The sequence below is a fragment of the Sphingomonas sp. NIBR02145 genome, from assembly GCF_027359115.1.
Classification (GTDB): domain Bacteria; phylum Pseudomonadota; class Alphaproteobacteria; order Sphingomonadales; family Sphingomonadaceae; genus Sphingomonas; species Sphingomonas kyeonggiensis_A.
Map to the genome: position 1 here is coordinate 4,697,598 of NZ_CP114791.1, position 18,904 is coordinate 4,716,501.

The 18,904-nt window shown below is 67.4% G+C and carries 16 protein-coding genes; 13 read left to right on the forward strand and 3 right to left on the reverse strand.

Annotated elements, in window-relative coordinates:
* The first annotated feature begins 23 nt into the window (after positions 1-23).
* From O3305_RS21670 to O3305_RS21695, 6 genes are all read left to right on the forward strand, one after another.
* Entirely contained in the window at positions 24-992 is a 969-nt protein-coding gene (locus O3305_RS21670; RefSeq protein ID WP_269574391.1) for a polysaccharide deacetylase family protein, read from the forward strand.
* Entirely contained in the window at positions 989-2,131 is a 1,143-nt protein-coding gene (locus tag O3305_RS21675) for an acyl-CoA dehydrogenase family protein (protein ID WP_184170011.1), read from the forward strand. The genes O3305_RS21670 and O3305_RS21675 overlap by 4 nt, the downstream gene beginning before the upstream one ends.
* Entirely contained in the window at positions 2,128-3,171 is a 1,044-nt protein-coding gene (locus O3305_RS21680) for an enoyl-CoA hydratase/isomerase family protein (RefSeq protein ID WP_269574392.1), read from the forward strand. The genes O3305_RS21675 and O3305_RS21680 overlap by 4 nt, the downstream gene beginning before the upstream one ends.
* A gap of 84 nt (positions 3,172-3,255) precedes the next feature.
* Entirely contained in the window at positions 3,256-4,032 is a 777-nt protein-coding gene (locus tag O3305_RS21685; RefSeq protein WP_269574393.1) for an enoyl-CoA hydratase, read from the forward strand.
* A gap of 122 nt (positions 4,033-4,154) precedes the next feature.
* On the forward strand, positions 4,155-5,030 hold the full coding sequence (gene mmsB, locus O3305_RS21690) for a 3-hydroxyisobutyrate dehydrogenase (protein WP_269574394.1): 876 nt from the start codon (positions 4,155-4,157) through the stop codon (positions 5,028-5,030).
* Positions 5,031-5,117: 87 nt separating this feature from the next.
* Positions 5,118-6,053, forward strand: coding sequence for a right-handed parallel beta-helix repeat-containing protein (locus O3305_RS21695; RefSeq protein WP_269574395.1), 936 nt, complete (start codon positions 5,118-5,120; stop codon positions 6,051-6,053).
* Positions 6,054-6,195: 142 nt separating this feature from the next.
* Here O3305_RS21695 and O3305_RS21700 read toward each other — a convergent pair whose 3' ends face one another.
* The gene (locus O3305_RS21700; protein WP_269574396.1) at positions 6,196-7,851 is read right to left on the reverse strand and encodes an alkaline phosphatase family protein; all 1,656 of its coding nucleotides are present in this window, start codon (positions 7,849-7,851) and stop codon (positions 6,196-6,198) included.
* 78 nt (positions 7,852-7,929) lie between these two features.
* On the opposite strand from O3305_RS21700, the gene O3305_RS21705 reads away from it, so the two are divergent.
* From O3305_RS21705 to O3305_RS21725, 5 genes are all read left to right on the forward strand, one after another.
* Complete coding sequence (locus tag O3305_RS21705) at positions 7,930-9,954, forward strand: protein-disulfide reductase DsbD family protein (protein ID WP_269574397.1); 2,025 nt, start codon at positions 7,930-7,932, stop codon at positions 9,952-9,954.
* A 32-nt stretch (positions 9,955-9,986) separates the two neighbouring features.
* Positions 9,987-10,601, forward strand: a complete 615-nt coding sequence (locus O3305_RS21710) for a redoxin domain-containing protein (RefSeq protein WP_269574398.1) — start codon at positions 9,987-9,989, stop codon at positions 10,599-10,601.
* Positions 10,602-10,684: 83 nt separating this feature from the next.
* Entirely contained in the window at positions 10,685-12,121 is a 1,437-nt protein-coding gene (locus O3305_RS21715) for a circularly permuted type 2 ATP-grasp protein (RefSeq protein WP_269574399.1), read from the forward strand.
* 10 nt (positions 12,122-12,131) lie between these two features.
* Positions 12,132-13,067 carry an alpha-E domain-containing protein gene (locus O3305_RS21720; protein WP_269576581.1) on the forward strand — a complete coding sequence of 312 codons (936 nt, stop codon included), beginning with the start codon at positions 12,132-12,134 and terminating at the stop codon, positions 13,065-13,067.
* Complete coding sequence (locus O3305_RS21725) at positions 13,067-13,879, forward strand: transglutaminase family protein (RefSeq protein WP_269574400.1); 813 nt, start codon at positions 13,067-13,069, stop codon at positions 13,877-13,879. Before O3305_RS21720 ends, O3305_RS21725 begins: the two co-directional genes overlap by 1 nt.
* Positions 13,880-13,999: 120 nt before the next feature.
* Here the strand turns inward: O3305_RS21725 and O3305_RS21730 are convergent, their stop codons facing one another.
* Both O3305_RS21730 and O3305_RS21735 read right to left on the reverse strand, forming a co-directional pair.
* Positions 14,000-14,785 carry an arginyltransferase gene (locus tag O3305_RS21730; protein WP_184169982.1) on the reverse strand — a complete coding sequence of 262 codons (786 nt, stop codon included), beginning with the start codon at positions 14,783-14,785 and terminating at the stop codon, positions 14,000-14,002.
* A 411-nt stretch (positions 14,786-15,196) separates the two neighbouring features.
* Positions 15,197-16,441: a threonine ammonia-lyase gene (locus O3305_RS21735; protein WP_269574401.1), complete on the reverse strand. Its 1,245-nt coding sequence runs from the start codon at positions 16,439-16,441 to the stop codon at positions 15,197-15,199.
* Positions 16,442-16,573: 132 nt separating this feature from the next.
* On the opposite strand from O3305_RS21735, the gene O3305_RS21740 reads away from it, so the two are divergent.
* Positions 16,574-18,229 carry an amidohydrolase gene (locus O3305_RS21740; RefSeq protein ID WP_269574402.1) on the forward strand — a complete coding sequence of 552 codons (1,656 nt, stop codon included), beginning with the start codon at positions 16,574-16,576 and terminating at the stop codon, positions 18,227-18,229.
* Between the two features lies 1 nt (position 18,230).
* The gene (locus O3305_RS21745; protein ID WP_269574403.1) at positions 18,231-18,896 is read left to right on the forward strand and encodes an HPP family protein; all 666 of its coding nucleotides are present in this window, start codon (positions 18,231-18,233) and stop codon (positions 18,894-18,896) included.
* The last annotated feature ends 8 nt before the right edge of the window (positions 18,897-18,904 follow it).

Sequence of the window (18,904 nt, forward strand, 5' to 3'; positions counted from 1 at the left end):
CCGTCCTCGAAGGGGAGAAGCGAATGATCCGGCTGCTGCTATTCATCGGCGCGCTGATGCTGGTCGTGCGGGCCGATCCGGTGTCGAACGCCGGCGCGCAGCCCGTGCAGGCGGCGGCCAAGCGGATCGCATTCAGCTTCGACGATGTGCCGCGCGGTGCCGGCGCCTTCCTCAGCGAGGACGAGCGCACGCGCAAGCTGATCGCGGTGCTGCGCTCGCGCGGGGTCAGCCAGGTCGCGCTGTTCCTCAATCCGGGCCGGATCGACAATGGCGCCGCGGGCAAGGCCGCGATGCGCCGCATCCGTGCCTATGTCGCCGCGGGCAATGTGCTTGCCAACCACACCTGGCTGCACCCGCATCTGTCCAAGGTGAGCGCCGAGGAGTTCCTCGATCAGGTCGGCAAGGCGCAGGTCTGGCTGGACAAGCAGCCCAATTCGCGGCGCTGGCTGCGCTTCCCTTTCCTCGACGAAGGTGGGCCGGACAAGGCCAAGGTCGCTGCGGTCCGCGCCGGTCTGGCCGCACGCGGCATCCGCAACGGCCATGTCACTGCCGAGGCGTCTGACTGGAATATCGAGGGGCTGACGATCGCGGCGAAGAAGGCGGGCAAGACGATCGACATGGAGGGCCTGCGCGATCTCTATGTCGAGAGCCATGTGAAAGCCGCCGACTTCGCCGACGAGCTGGCGATCAAGACGATCGGCCGCTCGCCCGCGCATGTGATGCTGCTCCACGAGACCGACATCGCCGCGCTGTTCATCGGCGACCTGATCGACGCGCTGCGCCGCGACGGCTGGGAGATCATCACGCCGGACCTGGCCTATGCCGATCCGATCTACCTGGCGATGCCCGAGGTGCCCTGGACCAACGGCACGCTGACCGAGCAGATGGCCTGGGAGAAGAAGATCCCGCCGCCCCGCTATTACGACCGCAATGACCTGAAGATCGCCAACCCGCTCTTTGCCGAGCGGGTGCTGCACGAGAAAGCACAATGACCCAGTTCGACCTTACCGACGACCAGCTCGCCATCCAGGAGATGGCGCGGAAATTCACTGCCGATGCGATCACCCCGCACGCGGCGGAGTGGGACGAGAAGCACATCTTCCCGCGCGACACGATCAAGGCGGCGGCCGAGCTGGGCTTCGCTTCGATCTACGTCTCGGAGGAAAGCGGCGGCATCGGCCTCGGCCGGCTCGAGGCAGCGCTGATCATGGAAGCGATGGCCTATGGCTGCCCCTCGACCAGCGCGTTCATCTCGATCCACAACATGGCGAGCTGGATGATCGACACCTTCGCCAGCGCCGAGCTCAAGGCGAAGTACCTCCCGTCGCTGATCACGATGGAGCGGATCGCGAGCTATTGCCTGACCGAGCCGTCGTCGGGCTCGGATGCCGCCGCGCTCAAGACGCGGGCGGTGCGCGACGGCGATCATTATGTCGTCAATGGATCGAAGCAGTTCATCTCGGGTGCCGGCGAGAACGAGATCTACGTCACCATGGTCCGCACCGGCGAGGAAGGCCCCAAGGGCATTTCCTGCCTGGTGATCGAGAAGGACATGCCGGGCGTGTCCTTCGGCGCCAATGAGCGCAAGCTCGGCTGGCATTCGCAGCCGACGCGCCAGGTGACGTTCGAGGATGTCCGCGTGCCGGTCTCGAACCGCGTCGGTGGCGAGGGCGAAGGTTTCCGCTTCGCGATGATGGGGCTGGACGGTGGCCGCCTCAACATCGGCGCCTGCTCGCTTGGCGGCGCCCAGCGCTGCCTCGACGAGGCAGTGAAGTACACCAAGGACCGCCAGCAGTTCGGCAAGCCGATCGCGGACTTCCAGAACACCCAGTTCGTGCTGGCCGACATGGCGACCGAGCTCGAGGCTGCCCGTGCGCTCCTCTATCTCGCCGCCGCCAAGGTAACCGCGGGCGCGCCCGACAAGACCAAGTTCGCCGCGATGGCCAAGCGCTTCGCCACCGACACCGGCAGCTCGGTGGTCGATCGCGCGCTCCAGCTGCATGGCGGCTATGGCTATCTGATGGACTATCCGATCGAGCGCTTCTGGCGCGACCTGCGCGTCCACTCGATCCTCGAGGGCACCAACCAGGTGATGCGGATGATCGTCGGCCGGGAGCTTACCCGCCAGTGACCGACGATGTTCTGATCCAGACCGAAGGCAAGGCTGGCCGCATCCGGCTCAACCGGCCCAAGGCGATCCACGCACTCAACACCGGCATGTGCGCAGCGATGCTCGAAGCCCTGGCGGCATGGCACGATGATCCGGCGATCGGGATCGTGCTGGTCGATCATGCCGAGGGCAGGGGTTTCTGTGCCGGCGGCGATATCCGCATGATCGCCGAGAGTGGCGCGAGCGACGGCGTTGCGGCGCGGGAATTCTTCCGCACCGAGTACCAGCTCAACCATGCGATGTTCACCTGCGAAAAGCCGATCGTGGCGTTCATGGACGGTATCACCATGGGCGGCGGCGTCGGTATCTCGCAGCCTGCGAAATACCGGGTCGCGACCGAGAACACCAAGTTCGCCATGCCCGAGACCGGGATCGGCCTGTTCCCGGACGTGGGCGGCGGCTGGTATCTGTCGCGCCTGCCCGGGAAGACCGGCGAGTATCTGGCGCTGACCGGCCACCGGCTCGACGGCGCCGAGTGTGTCGCGCTCGGCCTCGCCAGCCATTATCTGCCCGCCGAGGCACTGGAAGAGGCCAAGGCACGCATAGCGGGGGATCCGGCAGCGGTTGAAGCGATCCTGGCAGAACTGGCGATCCCGGCGCCGGAGCCGCCCATCGCCGCACACCGTGAGGCGATCGATCGCCTCTTCGCTGCCGATACGGTGGAGGGTGTGTTCTCCGCGCTCGAGGCCGATGGCGGCGAATGGGCTGCGGCCCAGCTCGCGACGCTGCGTACCAAGTCGCCGCAATCCATGAAGGTCTCGCTCCGCCTCGTCCGGGAAGGCCGTGCGAAGGCCAGCTTTGCGGACGAGATGGCACAGGAATACGCCATTGGCGGCCGCGTCGCGCAGAGCCATGACTTCATCGAGGGCGTCCGTGCGCTGATCGTCGACAAGGACAATGCGCCGCAATGGAAGCCGGCTACGCTTGAGGGCGTCAGCGACGCGATGCTCGATGCGATCTTCGCGCCGCTGCCGGAAGGCGAAGCATGGGCGCCTCTGTAATCGTCATCCCCGCGAAGGCGGGGATCCATTATCATCTGCGGGAAGAATGGATTCCCGCCTTCGCGGGAATGACGGAGTAGCAAAGTGGCCAATTACGAAACCATCCTCGTCGAGCAGCGCGGTGCCGCTACGCTCGTCACGCTCAACCGGCCGCAGGCGCTGAATGCGCTCAACAGCCAGATCCTGTCCGAGCTGCTCGACGCGATGAAGGCGTTTGACGCCGATGCGTCGCAAGGCTGCGCCGTGATCACCGGCAGCGAAAAGGCATTCGCGGCTGGCGCCGACATCAAGGAGATGCAGGCCCAGGGCTTTGCCGACATGTACGGCCATGACTTCTTCGCCGGCTGGGACGTGTTCACCCGCACCCGCAAGCCGATCATCGCCGCGGTTTCCGGCTATGCGCTGGGCGGCGGCTGCGAGCTCGCGATGATGTGCGACTTCATCCTGGCCGGGGATAACGCCAAGTTCGGCCAGCCCGAGATCAAGCTCGCGGTCTCGCCCGGCATGGGTGGCTCGCAGCGGCTTACGCGTGCCGTCGGCAAGGCCAAGGCGATGGAGATGTGCCTCACTGGCCGGATGATGGACGCGGCCGAGGCCGAGCGCGCCGGGCTGGTCAGCCGCATCCTGCCGGCTGCGGAGCTGGTCGAGGAAGCGGTGAAGACGGCGCAGGCGATCGCCGCCATGGCGCCGCTCGCGGTGCTGGCCAACAAGGAGATGGTCAACGCCGCCTTCGAGACCAGCCTCGCCCAGGGCGTCGCCTTCGAGCGCCGGCTGTTCCATGCGCTGTTCGGCACTGCCGACCAGAAGGAAGGCATGACGGCGTTCGTCGAGAAGCGCCCGGGGAACTGGACGGGGAAGTGAAGGATATAGTCGTCACCCCGGCGAAAGCCGGGGTCTCAGGCGAAGGCAGGAAAAGAGCTGCACGAGATCCCGCCCCGGCCTGCGCCGGGACGGGATGACGAATTTAGAGAGAGGAAGACCAAGTGGCACGCGTAGCATTTATCGGCCTGGGCAATATGGGCGGCGGCATGGCCGCGAACCTCGCGAAGAAGGGGCATGACGTCCGCGCCTTCGACCTGAGCCAGGATGCGCTCGACAAGGCCAGGGCGGCGGGCTGCCTGCCTGCCGCCAGTGCGGTGGAGGCGGTGGACGGAGCCGAGGCGGTGATCACCATGCTGCCCGCCGGCAAGCATGTGGAAGCCACCTATGCCGACGTACTGCTCGATCATGCCGCACCCGGCGCGATCCTGATCGACTGCTCGACGATCGACGTCGACACTGCCCGCCGCGTGGCCGAGGCGGCGACCGCGCGGGGACTGATGGCAGTCGATGCGCCGGTCTCGGGCGGGATCGCCGCGGCCAATGCCGGCACGCTCACCTTCATGGTCGGCGGCACCGAACAGGCGTTCGGCCGCGCCGAGCCGTTCCTGGCGGACATGGGCAAGGCAGTGATCCATGCCGGTGCCAGCGGGGCGGGACAGGGCGCGAAGATCTGCAACAACATGATCCTCGGCGCGACGATGGTTGCCACCTGCGAAGCCTTTGCGCTGGCGGAGAAACTGGGGCTCGACGCCCAGCGCTTCTACGACATCGCTTCGGTCAGTTCGGGCCAGAGCTGGTCGATGACGAGCTACTGCCCTGTCCCCGGCGTCGGTCCCGAAAGCCCGGCCGATCGCGACTATCAGGGCGGGTTCGCGGCACCGCTGATGCTCAAGGACCTCAAGCTGGCTTTGGAGGCGGCGGCGAGCGTCGGCGCGAACGTGCCGATGGGAACCCGGGCGGAGGAACTCTACCAGGCGTTCGTCGACGGCGACGGCGCCGGTCTCGACTTCTCGGGCATCATCAAGACGCTCAAATAGCCGTCACCTCGCCCTCAACCGTCATCCCGGCGAAAGCCGGGATGACGATAAGGGGAGATTTAACGCCTCCCGGCGCATACCCTGTACATGCGCATGCCGATCCTCGCCGCCCTCGTGCTCATCGCCGCGCCCGCCGCCGCCCAGCAGCAGCGCGCGCCCTTCGTGATCGCCGAGACCGGGCAGGGCTTTGCCAAGCTCGATGATGCGGTGAATGCCGTGCGCGACGGCACGGCGACGATCCTGATCGCGCCCGGCACCTATCATGACTGCACGGTGCAGACCGGCGGCAAGATCACCTTCAAGGCGGTCCAGCCCGGCACCGCGATCTTCGAGAACCAGGTGTGCGAGGAAAAGGCCGCCTTCGTGCTGCGCGGTCGCGGATCGGTGGTCGATGGTATCGTCTTTCGCGGCTTCTCGGTGCCCGATGGCAATGGCGCCGGCATCCGCATCGAGATGGGCGACCTGACCGTCACCAACTCGATGTTCCTCGACAGCCAGGAAGGCATTCTCGGCGGCGGTCACGAGACGGTGCACCGGATCACGATCGATCACACGACCTTCGCTGGCCTCGGCCAGTGCGAGACCGAGAATTGCAGCCATTCGATCTATCTGGCGGTGGACGGCGACGTGGTCGTCACCAATTCGCGCTTCGAGCGCGGCACCGGTGGCCATTACGTCAAGCTGCGCGCACGCCGGGTGACGATCACCGGCAACAGCTTCGATGATTCGAAGGGCAACAAGACCAACTACATGATCGACCTGAGCGAGGGCGGCACCGGGCTGATCGCCGGCAACACCTTCGTCCAGGGGCCGCGCAAGGAGAACAGCTCGGGCCTGATCGTGGTCGCGGCGGAGGGACGGACCTATCCGTCGACGGGCCTGCGCATCGAAGGGAATACCGCGACACTGGCACCGGGCGCCCCGGGCAATCCGGCGTTCGTGGCGGACTTCACCGGGCAGGTGGGACCGCTCGGGCAGAACGACCTGGGGCCAGGCATCCGCATCTTCGAGCGGCGGCGGTAAATCGAAACGTCATGCTGAACTTGTTTCAGCATCCAACGCTCCACGAGCCATATCGCCTGAGGTGCGTTGGACCCTGAAACAAGTTCAGGGTGACGGAGCAGAAAAGGAAAGGGCTCGCGAACCTCGCGAGCCCTTCTTCATTTCACTTGCAGCTATCGCCCTGGCCGGCATCCAGGTCGAGACAGCGGCCGTCGATCTCCACCGGCACCGGCACATGGATCAGCGCCGCCAGCGTCGGGGCGATGTCCACGGTCTCCACCGACAGCGGCTGCTCGAAGCCGGTCATGCCCTTGCGCCAGAACAGGATCGGCACGCGGCGATCATAGTCCCAGAAGCTGCCATGGGTGGCGATCGAGCCGCCCTCGGTGCCGGCGATCGGGGTGACGCGCGGCTTGAGCGCGATCACCAGGTCGCCCGAGCGCTGCGGATCGTACGAGGCACGGGCGCGCTCGAGCAGGGTCCAGGTCTCGGGCGGGGTGTGGACGATCGGCGTCGCCGCGATCTGGGCGCGGGTGAACACGGCTTCGACCTGCGGATTGGCCATGTAGCGCTTGATCGCCTCGGCCTGCACGCGGACGCGGTCCGCCTTGCTCAGGTCGGGCGAGAACCAGACGTCGCCCGAATTGCCGCCGACCAGCACCGGGCCCTTGATGCCCAGCGCCTGGCCGATCGCCAGACCCATCGCCTTCGCGCTCAGCTCCTTGGAGACGCGTGCGGCCATCGGCGCGGCGTGCTCGCGGTTGCGCTCGGGGAAGTCGTGGCCGCCATGGTCGGCGGTCAGCGCTACGGCATAGTCGACGCCGATCTTGTCGAGCACGGCGAACAGCTTGCCCAGGGTCTGGTCGAGCGAGAGCAGCTGCAGGCACATCTCGCTGCCTTCGGTGCCCAGCGTGTGGCCGACATAGTCGGTGGCCGAGGCGCCGACGATCAGCAGGTCGGTATGGCCCGACTGGCCGAGCTTCATGTCGCTGGCGAGGCCGGCGGCGGTCGCCACGATCGCCTCGTCGAACTCGGGCGAGGCGCGGAAGGCGGTGCTGTTGCCCGCGGCGCGCGCGAAGCGGCCGGCGCCGGCACTGCGGGTCGGGTTGAGCTGGAAGGCACGGCTGCGAGCCTGGCAGAAGGGCGGCAGGTCAAGCGGCTCCTGCGCTTCGCTGATCCGCTTGGTCACGTTCGCGTTCATGCGGGTGACCATCGCCGGCTCGGCGCGGCCGGCATAGGAGACGAACGCCTTGCCGTTCCACCACCAGATCTCGTCGGTCTTGTGGCCGCCCATCATCACCGCGGCGCGGTCCTTGCCCGCCACCGAGACGACGCGGCTCGCCGGATCGGCAAGCTTCATCCACTCGCCCAGCGTCGGCACCTTCAGATGCTTGTCCGAGACGGTGTAGTTGTTCGAGTTGCTGCCGGGGACGCTCTCGTCCTCGGCGCAATAGACCGTCTTGTCCTCGCGCGGCGCGTTGAAATCGGTCCAGTCATTGGCGATGATGCCGGTCTTCGACGGATGATCGCCGGTCAGGATCGTCGAGTGGCCCGGGCAGGTCTCGGTCGCCGCATGACTCTGATAGCCGGAGGGGAAGACCGCGCCGGTCATCAGCCGGGCAAGGCCCGAGCTGAACTGCGCGCGATATTCCGCGAACAGATCGGCCGAGAACTGGTCGACCGAGATCACCACGACGAGCGATGGCGCGGCGCGCGGGGCCTCGGCGGGCACGGTCTGCGCCGGGGGCGTCTCCTGCGCGGCGAGCGGGGTTGCGGCGAGCAGCGCGGCGGCTGCCGCGAGCGGACGGAACGACTTCATGCTTTGGCCACCTCCGGCGTGTGCAAATCCTGCCGGGATGCTATTGGGCCAACAGCTCTTCCACGGCAAGGACGCTCCATGACGGCGGTTCGTTTCGGATTGATGGCGTTGATGCTGTGGTTGTTTTCCGGCGTGGCGATAGCCCAGGCGCCGGGCGAGCAGCATGTGAAGATCGCACTGCTCGCCGAAAGCGACCATCCCGCGCCCGGCAGCGAGGTCACGCTGGCCTTCGCTTCGGTGCCCGAGAAGGGCTGGCACGCCTATTGGCTCAACCCCGGCGATGCCGGTCTGCCGGCGCGTGCAGAATGGACGCTGCCCAAGGGCGCGACCACCGGCGAGTTCCGCTATCCGGTGCCGCAGCGGCTGACGATCGCGGGCCTGATGAACTATGTGTATGAGGGGCCGTTCGCGCCGCTGGTGACGCTCAAGATCCCGGCCGATGCCAAGGGCGCCTTCCCGGTGCGGGTGCAGCTCAACTACCTGGTCTGCACCGATGCGATCTGCGTGCCGGGCAAGGCGGACCTGGCGACCGACCTCCAGATCGGCGACGGCAGCGTCTCGCCCGATCGCCGCGCCCAATTCGATGCCTGGCGCGCGGTATTGCCCAGGCCGCTGGGTGCCGAGGGGACCTATCAGGTGCAGGGCAAGGCGCTGCGCCTCGCCGTGCCGTTCCCCGCCGCCGCCAGGACGGAAGGCGAGGGCTATTTCTTCCCCGCCACCCACGACGCCTTCGACTATGCCGCTGCCCAGAAGGTGGTGCGCGACGGCGACCGGGTGGTCGTCGATACCGCGGGTCTGAAGTCGGTGGGGCCGATCGAGGGGCTGCTGGCCTTCGGCAAGCAGGGCTTCTGGGTGCGCGCGGTGCCGGGCACCGTACCGCCGGCCAGCGCAGCCGCACCGGCCGCGCAGCTGCCATGGAGCGGCGCGGTGCTCGCCTTTCTCGGCGCGGTGCTGGGCGGCCTGATCCTCAACATCATGCCCTGCGTCTTTCCGATCCTCAGCCTCAAGGCGCTGAGCCTCGCCAAGGCCAATGCCGAGGGCGGCAGCCCGCGCGCCGAGGCTTTGGCCTATACCGCCGGCGTGGTGCTGGTCTGCCTGGCGCTGGGCGGGGCGCTGCTCGCGCTCAGGGCCGGCGGGGCGACGCTCGGCTGGGCGTTCCAGCTGCAGGATCCGCGCGTGATCCTGGTGCTGCTGCTGCTCGTCACCGGCATCTCGTTCAACCTTGCCGGGCTGTTCGAGCTGTCGGCCCCCGGCTTCGTCAATCGTGCCGCGTCGAAGGGCACCGGCGGCGCCTTCATGACCGGCGCGCTCGCGGCGTTCGTCGCGACGCCCTGCACCGGGCCGTTCATGGGCGCGGCGCTCGGCGCGGCGCTGGTGCTGCCCTGGCCGGCGGCGCTTGCGGTGTTCGGCGGGCTCGGGCTCGGCATCGCGCTGCCCTTCCTGCTGCTCGGTTTCATCCCGCCGCTCCGCCGCCTTCTGCCCAGGCCGGGCGCCTGGATGGAGACGCTGCGGCGTATCCTGTCGGTGCCGATGTTCCTCACCGCGCTGGCGCTCGCCTGGGTGGTGGGCAAGCAGGCGGGCGTATCGGGCATGACGCTCGGCCTCGCCGCGGCGCTGCTCGCGACGCTCGGCCTGTGGTGGACGGGCCTGCGCCAGCGGCGGGGCAAGGCGCTCGCCTGGCTGCCGGCGGCGGCGCTATTGCTAATCGCTATTAGCTCCATCGCATGGGTCCGGGCCGCACCCGCGGAGAGCAGGACGGTATCCGGCGGGGAGAAGTTCAGCGAGGCGCGGCTTGCCGAGCTGACCGCGCAGGGCAAGCCGGTCTTCGCCTATTTCACCGCCGACTGGTGTCTCACCTGCAAGGTCAACGAGAAGGCGGTGATCGAGACCGACGCCGTCGAAAGGGCGCTGGCCGACAACAAGGTCACCGTGCTGGTCGGCGACTGGACCGATGGCGATCCCGTGCTCGGCCGCTTCATCGAACGGCACAATCGTGCGGGCGTGCCGCTCTATCTGTGGTACAAGCCCGGCGAGGCCGAGCCGCGAGTCCTGCCCCAGATCCTTACCCAGGGCATGCTGCAGGACCTGGCCGCCGGGAAATAATAGGGGCGGGGGACCAGAAGAGGAGCGCAACCATGACTCGTCCTGTCCTGTTCGGAACCGCAATCGCCGCCGCCGCCCTGGTCGCCGCCCCGCTGCTGGCCGAGCCCGATGTCGCCAAGGCCGTCCCCAATTTCCGCGCCCTGGACATGCACGGCAAGGTCGTCGACCTCAGCCAGTATCGCGGCAGGACGGTGGTGCTCGAGTGGAACAACCCCGGCTGCCCCTTCGTGGAGAAGCATTATGGCAGCGGCAACATGCAGAAGACCCAGGCCGCGGCGACGGCGCAGGGCGTGGTGTGGCTGACGATCAACTCGAGCGCGCCCGGCCAGCAGGGCAATATGAGCGGGCCGGAAGCGCAGAAGTTCGTCGCCGGCGCCAAGGCGAAGCCCACCGCTTATCTGCTCGATCCCAAGGGACTGGTCGGCAAGGGCTATGGCGCCAAGACGACGCCGCACCTCTACATCATCGATGGCAAGGGCCAGCTCGCCTACAAGGGCGGGATCGACGACAAGCCGACCGCCGATGTCGCGGACATCGCGGGCGCCCGCAACCATGTGCTGGCGGCGCTGGCCGAGATGCGTGCGGGCAAGCCGGTATCGGTGCCCGAGACGCGGCCCTATGGCTGCAGCGTCAAATACGCGAGCTGACGGCATAGCGTCTGCCCCCTTGTGCAACGCAACAAAGCGTTGCAGCATGGAACTTGTCGGTCTTTCCGGCACTTGGGAGGCGCATGGCGGCAGCGGGGGCGTTCGACGAAATCTGGGGGCATGGCGGGCCTGAGCGTCCGCGCGCCGAGTTTGCTGCGCTTTCGCAATGGCTGGTCGATACGGAGGCTGCGGAGCTGCAGCGCCGCCAGCAATCCGCCGAAGCCGCATTCCGCCAGCTGGGCATCACCTTCGCCGTCTATGGCGACAGCGACGCGGCGGAGCGGATCATCCCGTTCGACATCGTCCCGCGCGTGTTCCTCGCCGGCGAATGGCAGCGGCTTTCGGAAGGGCTGGTCCAGCGTGTGGAGGCGATCAACGCCTTTCTCGAGGACATTTACGGCGAGCGGCGGATCCTGAAAGAGGGCATCATCCCGCCCGAGCTGATCTATCTCAACGACCAGTTCCGCGCCGAGGTGGACGGTATCCGCCCGCCGCACGGCGTCTGGGCGCATATCTGCGGGATCGACCTGGTTCGCACCGGTCCGGACCAGTTTTATGTGCTGGAGGACAATGCCCGCACCCCCTCCGGCGTGTCGTACATGCTGGAGAATCGCGAGGCGATGATCCGGCTGTGCCCCGAGCTGTTCCGCGATTTCCGGGTGGCGCCGGTGGACAGCTATCCGGACATGCTGCTGCGGACCATGCAGTCGGTGGCGCCGGGCAACAATCCTCGCCCGGTCTGCGTCGTGCTGACCCCGGGCCATTTCAATTCGGCCTATTACGAGCATAGTTTCCTGGCGGACTCGATGGGCGTCGAGCTGGTCGAGGCGGCGGACCTGGTGGTCGATGACGATGTCGTCTGGATGCAGACGATCGCCGGCCGGGTGAAGGTCGACGTCATCTATCGCCGCATCGACGATGATTTCCTCGATCCGCTGGTCTTCCGCCCGGATTCGATGCTCGGCGTGCCCGGCATCATGGCGGCATACCGCGCCGGCAACGTCGCGATCCTCAACGCGCCGGGCAACGGCATCGCCGACGACAAGGCAATCTACAGCTACATGCCCGAGATCGTCCGCTTCTATTCGGGCGGGGAGGCCAAGCTGCCCAATGTCGAGACGTACCGGTGCCGCGAGCCGCAGGCGCTGAAATACGTCCTCGATAACCTCGCCGATCTGGTGGTGAAGCTGGTCGACGGATCGGGCGGCTACGGCATGCTCGTCGGCCCGACCGCGACGAAGCAGCAGATCGAGGAGTTCCGCGCCGCGCTGATCGCCGAGCCGCATCGCTATATCGCGCAGCCGACGCTGGCGCTCTCCACCGTGCCGACGTTGGTCGAGCAGGGGCTCGCGCCGCGCCATGTCGATTTCCGCCCGTTCGTCCTCACCGGCAGCGACGGCGTCCGCGTGGCGCCGGGCGGGCTCACCCGGGTGGCCCTTCGCGAAGGCTCGCTGGTGGTCAATTCCAGCCAGGGCGGCGGCACCAAGGACAGCTTCGTGCTGCTCGACGACGGAGCATGACGCGATGCTGATGCTCTCCCGCACCGCCGCCGCGCTCTACTGGCTTGGCCGCTATCTCGAGCGCGCCGACTTCATCGCCCGGCTGGTCGAGGCTACGATCCGTCTCGACGCGCTCTCCACCCGTCCGGCCGGCGAAGCGGCATGGCAGAGCGCACTCGCCGTGACCTATACCGACGAGGCATTCGCCGCGACCGGGCTGGACATCAACCAGCAGAACGTCGCGCGCTTCCTCACGCTCGACGACAGCCATCCTGGCTCGATCGTCCGCTGCCTCGACATGGCGCGCAACAATGCCCGTGCCGTGCGTACCGCGCTCACCCGCGAGGCCTGGACCGCGATCAACCGCGCCTGGCTGCTCTTCCAGAACCGCCAGACCACCGGGGGCTCGACGGCGACGCTCAGCCTGCTCGAACAGGTCAAGGGCGAGACGCGCGGCTTCGAAGGCGCAACCCACCGGATGATGCGCAACGAGGCGACCCTGCTGATCCAGCTCGGCGCCGCGATCGAGCGCGCGGACAACACCGCCCGGCTGGTCGATGTGAAATATCACCTGCTGCTGCCGGCGGACGAGGAAGTGGGCGGCGTGGTCGACCGGGACCAGTGGAACACGATCCTGCAGACCGTCTCCGCCGTGAACGCCTATCGCTGGCTCTACAATGACGGGCTCCAGCCCGCCAATGTGATCGACCTGCTGATCAGCCGTGCCGAGCTGCCGCGCAGCCTGGCCGCGTGCATCGAGGAAGTCGTCGCTTTGCTCAATGCGCTGGCCAAGCGCACCGGGCTGCAGGGCGAGGCCGATCGCATGGCCCGCGCCCGCATGGCGCGGCTTCAGAAAACCAAGACCCATGACGTGATCGTCTCCGGCCTGCACGAGCATCTCGAAGCATTTGTGAGCGAGAATGCCCTGCTCGACGGCGCGATCGCCCGGCAGTTCAGGTTCATCTGATGCGGATTGCGATCGAACACAGGACGCATTACCGGTTCAGCGAGCCCCAGGCGCGCGTGGTCCAGATGCTGCGCCTCACCCCCTGCGACACGCAGGACCAGACGGTGGTGAGCTGGCTGGTCGGGGTGGATTGCGACGCCCGCCTGCGCGACGCGACCGACGGCTTCGGCAATTCCGTGACGATGCTCTATGCCGAAGGGCCGCTTGAGGAACTCGATATCACCGTCACCGGTGAAGTGCTCACCAGCGAGTCCAGTGGCGTGATCCGTGGCAGCATGGAGCCGCTGCCGCCGCTCTTCTATCTGCGCACCACCCCGCGCACCAAGTCCAGCGACGCGCTGTTTGCCTTTGCGTCGGATAGTATCGGCACGGGCAGTGACGGGCTCGAGCAGCTCCACCGGCTCAATGCCGCGCTGCGCGGGCGCTTCCCCTGCGTGCCCGATCTGCCCGATGCCGGCTGCACCGCGGCCAAGGCCTTTGAGGGCAGCCGCAAGGTCAGCTCGCGCGACGTCGCCCAGATGTTCATCGCCGCGGCGCGGGGCCTGTCGGTGCCGGCGCGCTATGTCTCGGGCTATCGCGCGGAAGAGGCGGCGCGTTCGGCGCCCCACGCCTGGGCGGAGGCTTATGTCGAGGGCCTCGGCTGGGTCGGCTTCGATCCGTCGACGGGGCTCAGCCCCGACGAGAGCTATGTCCGCGTCGCGATCGGGCTCGACGCGAGCAGTGCGGCGGCCACCGGCGGCATGCGGATCGGGCACGGACAGGAACAGCTCGACGTGGACCTGCACGTCGATCAGCTCGGGGTTGAGGAATAGGCCGGGCGTTCCCCTAAACCGTTCCCCGGCGAAAGCCGGGGCCCAGGGTCACAAGCGAGACGGCAGAGAAACCCTGGGCCCCGGCTTTCGCCGGGGAACAGCTGGGATCAAGGTCAGAGATCAGGCGAAGGCCGCCGCGTTCGCCGGCACCGGCATGGCGATCGCCATGTCCTCGTCCTCCAGCAGGGTCCAGCCATTGGGGCCGAGCGCTTCCATCGGGCGATAGCGGGTCTTGTACGCCATGCGCTCGCTGCCCTTCACCCAATAGCCGAGATAGACATAGGGCAGGCCGGCGGCCTGGCTGCGCAGGATGTGCTCCATGATGATGAAATTGCCCAGGCCCGGGCGGCTTTCGTCATCGGCCAGGAAGAAGCTGTAGATCATCGACAGGCCATCGGCCTGCTGGTCGGTGATGCAGGCGCCGACAAGCCGGCCGCGCTCGCCATTCACCGAGGGCTCGCGATATTCGATCACATAGGAGCTGACCGGCGACTGCTCGACCATGTCGGCATAGTCGTTCTCGTCCATCGTCGCCATGCCGCCGCCCGGATGGCGGGCGCTCAGATAGCGGTGGAGCAGCGCGAACTGCTCCTCGGTCGCCCAGGGCTTGCAGGCGGTGATTTCCAGGTCCGAGTGGCGGCGCAGCAGCTTGCGCTGGGTGGCGTTGGGCTGGAACTCGTCGGCGACGACGCGGACCGAGACGCAGGCGGTGCAGCCCGCGCAGCTCGGGCGATAGGCGACCGACTGGCTCCGGCGGAAGCCGATGCGGCCCAGCGCATCGTTCAGCTCGCCCGCATGCAATCCCGACAGTTCGGTGAAGATCTTCCGCTCCTGGCGGCCCGGCAGATAGGGGCAGGGCGAGGGGCTCGTCACGAAGAACCGCGGAAAACGGGAAAGTGCAGTCACCCCTGATGCCCCTTTGCTCTGGCCGCTACGTCCGGCCGATGAGGCAACTATGCTGCGGTTCTCGAAGGATGAAAAGCTGCTTTACCATGAAAGAGAGTTAACGATTCACCATTCCGGCGGAGAGCGGTGACGTTAACCATCGGGCCGCGCAACGCGCTGCCGAAAATGGAAAATTTGGCTGTGCGGGCTTTGTATCGGAATCGGCGAATCGTGTGAATCCAGCGACGACTCAGTTCGTCGCGCGTGTGATTCGCTTCGTCGGTTTGACGCGACTCGCGGACTCCTGCGGAGTCGCGTCGGGGCCCGATTTGCAGGGCGCGGCATGGCGGTTGGTTATGGAATAGGATTCCGCCACCCGCCTGGGGCGGCGGAACCCGTTCTTGGCCTGTACTTCGTGTACTTTGGACGCCGCTAGGCCAGCTCGACCAGCTGCACCTCGTACTGAGCCCGGCGCAGCGCGGTCATCAGCCGCTCCAGATGGTCGCGGTCGCGCGTCTCGCACTCCACGTCCAGGCTCAGGCCCTTGGCGGGGAGGTTGGTGAAGATGCGCTGGTGCGACAGCTCGAGGATGTTGACCGAGAGCTGGTCGAAGATCTGCGCCACCCGGAACAGCGCGCCCGGCCGGTCCTGCAGGCGGATGCGCAGCCGCGCCATCCGGCCCGAGCGGGCGAGGTCGCGCAGCAGCACATAGGCGAGCAGGCGCGGGTCGATATTGCCGCCGCACAGGATGATGCCCACGGTCTTGCCCTTGAAGCGCTGCGGCTCGGAGAGCAGGGCGGCCAGGCCGGCGGCGCCGGCGCCTTCGACCACGGTCTTCTCGATCTGGAGCAGCAGGCTCACCGATTCCTCGAGCCGCCGCTCGCTGACCAGCACGATGTCGTCGACCAGCGCCTCGACCAGCCTGGCGGTGATGCCGCCCGGCTCCTTCACTGCGATGCCCTCGGCCAGCGTATCGCCGGCGCAGGGCATGTCGGTGTGGTGCACGCGGTTGTACATCGAGGGGTAGAGCTCGGCCTGGACGCCGATCACTTCGATGTCGCGGCCTTCCGACTTGGCTACGGTCGAGCAGCCCGAGATCAGGCCGCCGCCGCCGATCGGGATCACCAGCGTGTCGATCTCCGGCACGTCCTCGAGCATCTCGAGCGCGACCGTGCCCTGGCCGGCGATGATGCGGGGATCGTCGAAGGGATGGACGAAGGTATAGCCCTTCTCGGCCTCCAGCTTGCGGCTGTGCGCATAGGCGGCATCGAAGGTCTCGCCTTCCAGGATCACATTGGCGCCGTGGCCCTCGGTCTGGGTGACCTTCACGATCGGCGTGTTCTTCGGCATCACGATCGTGCTGGGGATGCCCAGCCGGTTGGCGTGATAGGCGAGGCCCTGGGCATGATTGCCGGCCGACGCCGCGATCACGCCCTTGGCGCGCGCCGCCTCGTCGAGCTGGAGCAGGGTGTTGAGCGCGCCGCGTTCCTTGTAGGCGGCGGTGAACTGCAGGTTCTCGAACTTGAGATAGACGGTGGCGCCGGTCAGGTCCGACAGCGTCTTGCTCACCAGCGTCGGCGTCCGCACGATCTGGCCCGCAATGCGCGCCTGCGCTGCACGGACGTCATCGATCGAAACGGGGAGCGGCGCGTTCGCCGGGAGGGTCTTGGTTGCCATAGTGCAGCCCGCCTAGACGATCTCCGTGCCAGGGGGAACATTGCTTATCTTTTCAGGGCATGCGCGGCAGGTATCGATGGCGGCCGGTTCCTGCATCTGGCGCGCATGCGGAACTGGCCCTATGCCCTGCCCATGCTGAAGCGCCTCCTGCGGCCGGTCGCCGCGCTCGCCCTCCTTCTCGCGCCCGTTGCCGCCCTGGCGGACGGTCTGGTCGACAACGTCAACGGCATGACGCTGGACGAGAAGGGCGATGTCGTCCGCTTCACCGGCATATTGTTCAACCGCGACGGCAAGATCACCCAGATCCTCAAGCGCGAGGACAAGCGGCCGAAGCAGGTCGAATGGAAAATCGACATGGGGGGCAAGACGCTGCTGCCCGGCATGATCGATGGGCATGGCCATGTCATGGGCCTGGGCTCGCAGTTGATGCTGCTCGATCTCTCGGCGACGACTTCGCTCGAAGAGGCGCTGGCCAGGATCAAGGCCTATGCCGATGCCAACCCGACCAAGTGGATCCTCGGCGGCGGCTGGAACCAGGAGACCTGGAAGCTCGGCCGCTTCCCGACCGCGGCGGAACTCGACAAGGTGGTGAGCGACCGGCCGGTATGGCTCGAGCGGGTCGATGGCCATGCCGCCTGGGCGAACAGCCGGGCGATCCAGATCGCCGGCGTCACCGCCGCGAACAAGGACACCAATGGCGGCCGCATCGAGCGCGATGCCAAGGGCGCGCCCGCCGGCGTGTTCGTCGATGGCGCGATGGGGCTGGTCGACAAGTTCATCCCCAAGCCCACCCCGCGCGAGCGCAACGCCGCCTTCCTCGCCGCGCAGGACAAGCTGCTGTCGCTCGGCATCACCGCCAGCGCCGACATGGGCACTACCACCGATGACTGGCTGACCTATCGCCGCATCGCCGATATCGGCCAGCTCCGCATGCGGATCATGAGCTATGCGCACGGTGTCGAGACCGCGCTGCAGGTGGCGGGGCAGGGGCCGACGCCCTGGCTCTATGGCGACAAGCTGCGCATGGGCGGGATCAAGCTCTATGCCGATGGCGCGCTGGGCAGCCGCGGCGCCTGGCTCAAGGCCGATTACAGCGATGCGCCGGGGCAGAAGGGGCTGGGCTTCCTCACCGACGACCAGTTGCTCAACCTGATGACGCGCGGCGCGATGGACAATTTCCAGATCGCCGTCCACGCGATCGGCGACCGTGCCAACAGCCAGGTGCTCGACGCGGTCGAGGTGCTGTCGGACACGTTCAAGGACGATCGCCGCTGGCGGATCGAGCATGCCCAGATCGTCGATCCCAAGGATCTGCCGCGCTTCGCCAAGCTGGGCGTGATCGCCTCTATGCAGCCGGTCCACCAGACCAGCGACATGAAGATGGCCGAGGCGCGGTTGGGGCCGGACCGGCTCGCCGGTGCCTATGCCTGGAAGACGATGCTCAAGGACGGTACGCATATCGCCTTCGGGTCCGACTATCCGGTCGAGAGCCCCGATCCCTGGGCGGGCTGGGCGGTGAGCTTCACCCGCACCGACGCCAATGGCCAGCCCTTCGGCGGCTGGCGGATCGAGGAAGCGGTGACCCGGGAGCAGGGCTGGGCGGGCTTCACCACCGGTGCTGCCTGGGCTGGCTTTGCCGAGACCCTGATTGGGCGGCTTGCGCCCGGCATGCGCGCCGATTTCATCATCGTCGATCGCGATCCGATGCTTGCCTCGCCCGCCGACCTGCGCGGCACCCAGGTGCTGGAGACCTGGGTGGGCGGCGCGCGGGTCTATGTGAAGAAGTAGCATGGCGACGGCGTTGCTGAAGCTGCGCCTGCTCGCGGGCGCCAATTGGCGCGAGCGGCTGATCGCGGCGCTCGGCGCGATGCTGGGCATAGGGCTGACCGGCTGGGTCGCGGCGCTGTCGGTCGGCAGCCATGCGGCCTTGCTGCTTGCCGCGCCGATCGGCGCCTCGGCGGTCCTTGTCTTTGCCGTGCCCGCCAGTCCGCTCGCCCAGCCCTGGCCGGTCGTTGGTGGTTGCGCGATCTCCACCCTTGTCGGTTTCGCCGTCGCCGCTGTGCTCGGGCACGGCGCGATCGCCGCCGGCCTGGCGGTCGGGCTGGCGATCGTGCTGATGTCGCTGCTGCGCTGCCTGCACCCGCCCGGCGGTGCCTGCGCGCTGCTCGCCGTGCTCGGCTCGGCGGTGCTCGACCAGGGGATCGGTTTCGCCTTGGTGCCGATGGGGCTCAACGCGCTGCTGCTCGTGCTGACCGGTATCGTCTTCCACCGCTTCTCCGGCCACAGCTATCCGCATCGTCCGGTACCCGCGCCCGCCCATCCGCGTATCCAGCCCGAGGATATCGATGCCGCGCTGGCGGAGGCGCATGAGAGCTTCGACGTCAGCCGCGAGGACCTGGCGGCGTTGCTTGAGGCTGCGGAGCGCCATGCCATCGCAAGGCGGGGACGCAGATAAAGGAAAGG

Bases quoted from the DNA above. Each gene is read 5' to 3' on its own strand.
- O3305_RS21670 (WP_269574391.1), top strand. From the start codon at position 24: ATGATCCGGCTGCTGCTATTCATCGGCGCGCTGATGCTGGTCGTGCGG.
- O3305_RS21700 (WP_269574396.1), bottom strand. From the start codon at position 7,851: ATGAAGTCGTTCCGTCCGCTCGCGGCAGCCGCCGCGCTGCTCGCCGCA.
- O3305_RS21725 (WP_269574400.1), top strand. From the start codon at position 13,067: ATGCGGATTGCGATCGAACACAGGACGCATTACCGGTTCAGCGAGCCC.
- O3305_RS21740 (WP_269574402.1), top strand. From the start codon at position 16,574: ATGCTGAAGCGCCTCCTGCGGCCGGTCGCCGCGCTCGCCCTCCTTCTC.
- O3305_RS21675 (WP_184170011.1), top strand. From the start codon at position 989: ATGACCCAGTTCGACCTTACCGACGACCAGCTCGCCATCCAGGAGATG.
- O3305_RS21705 (WP_269574397.1), top strand. From the start codon at position 7,930: ATGACGGCGGTTCGTTTCGGATTGATGGCGTTGATGCTGTGGTTGTTT.
- O3305_RS21715 (WP_269574399.1), top strand. From the start codon at position 10,685: ATGGCGGCAGCGGGGGCGTTCGACGAAATCTGGGGGCATGGCGGGCCT.
- O3305_RS21720 (WP_269576581.1), top strand. From the start codon at position 12,132: ATGCTCTCCCGCACCGCCGCCGCGCTCTACTGGCTTGGCCGCTATCTC.
- O3305_RS21735 (WP_269574401.1), bottom strand. From the start codon at position 16,441: ATGGCAACCAAGACCCTCCCGGCGAACGCGCCGCTCCCCGTTTCGATC.
- O3305_RS21695 (WP_269574395.1), top strand. From the start codon at position 5,118: ATGCGCATGCCGATCCTCGCCGCCCTCGTGCTCATCGCCGCGCCCGCC.
- O3305_RS21710 (WP_269574398.1), top strand. From the start codon at position 9,987: ATGACTCGTCCTGTCCTGTTCGGAACCGCAATCGCCGCCGCCGCCCTG.
- O3305_RS21745 (WP_269574403.1), top strand. From the start codon at position 18,231: ATGGCGACGGCGTTGCTGAAGCTGCGCCTGCTCGCGGGCGCCAATTGG.